The sequence below is a fragment of the Nioella nitratireducens genome, from assembly GCF_001879715.1.
Lineage (GTDB): Bacteria > Pseudomonadota > Alphaproteobacteria > Rhodobacterales > Rhodobacteraceae > Nioella > Nioella nitratireducens.
In genome coordinates this window covers 1-699 of sequence record NZ_MNBW01000073.1, presented here as the reverse complement: position 1 = coordinate 699, position 699 = coordinate 1, and the positions used below count along the sequence as shown (strand labels likewise).

Below are 699 nucleotides of genomic sequence, written 5' to 3'. Positions count from 1 at the left end.
GGCACAAACAAACCGATATCAACCTGCTGCTGCCCTGGAATTACGGCAATCACGTGTGAACGGCGCACCGCTTACCCTACTATTTGCCTATCAAAGCAGTAAGCACATACGCAGGAGCCATCTAAGCTATTGAAAATATTGTTCGGAGTGAGAGGATTCGAACCTCCGACCCCTGCCTCCCGAAGGCGATTTGGCACATAGTGGTGGGCAGAAATCCGTTTGTTTCTTGACGAAGCGTTTGTCCTGACGCCCCTGAATCCGACCGTTTCGTTGCGATATCGTTGCAGATCAGAAGCCAAGCATCAGAGATACTCGATGCTATGCCTGGCCATGGCCGCGAGCTTAGGCATTCCGCACTTAGTGAGGTCCAACAAGAACTCAGACGGCGTGAACGGTGGGTTGTCGTATCGCATCCTTACCGTTCGGAGGGCACGGGCCCCTTCTATGGGAAACAGATCGTAGGTATTCGCCAGAACATCATCAACCCCAAGGGCTTCGACCCCATACTGATCCAAAACGTCCGCAGGAAAGTCCTTCCGGTTCTCTGTGACGATGATCTGAGCCGAGCACTTGATCGCCGCTGCCAGCACATGTTGATCGTCAGGGTCCGGTAGGCTCAAACTGGACCTGTCACGTCTTTGTGCCGCCCCAAGTGCTCGTTTAGGCCACTTTCCGTTCGAAGGCGACCGGGCTTTTCCA

General features: G+C 53.9%; 1 protein-coding gene. It reads right to left on the bottom strand.

Annotated elements, in window-relative coordinates:
- Window positions 1-302: 302 nt before the first annotated feature.
- Window positions 303-699, bottom strand: a 397-nt coding sequence (locus BKY27_RS19635; RefSeq protein WP_146636326.1) for a PIN domain-containing protein, incomplete at its 5' end; no start/stop codon positions are given.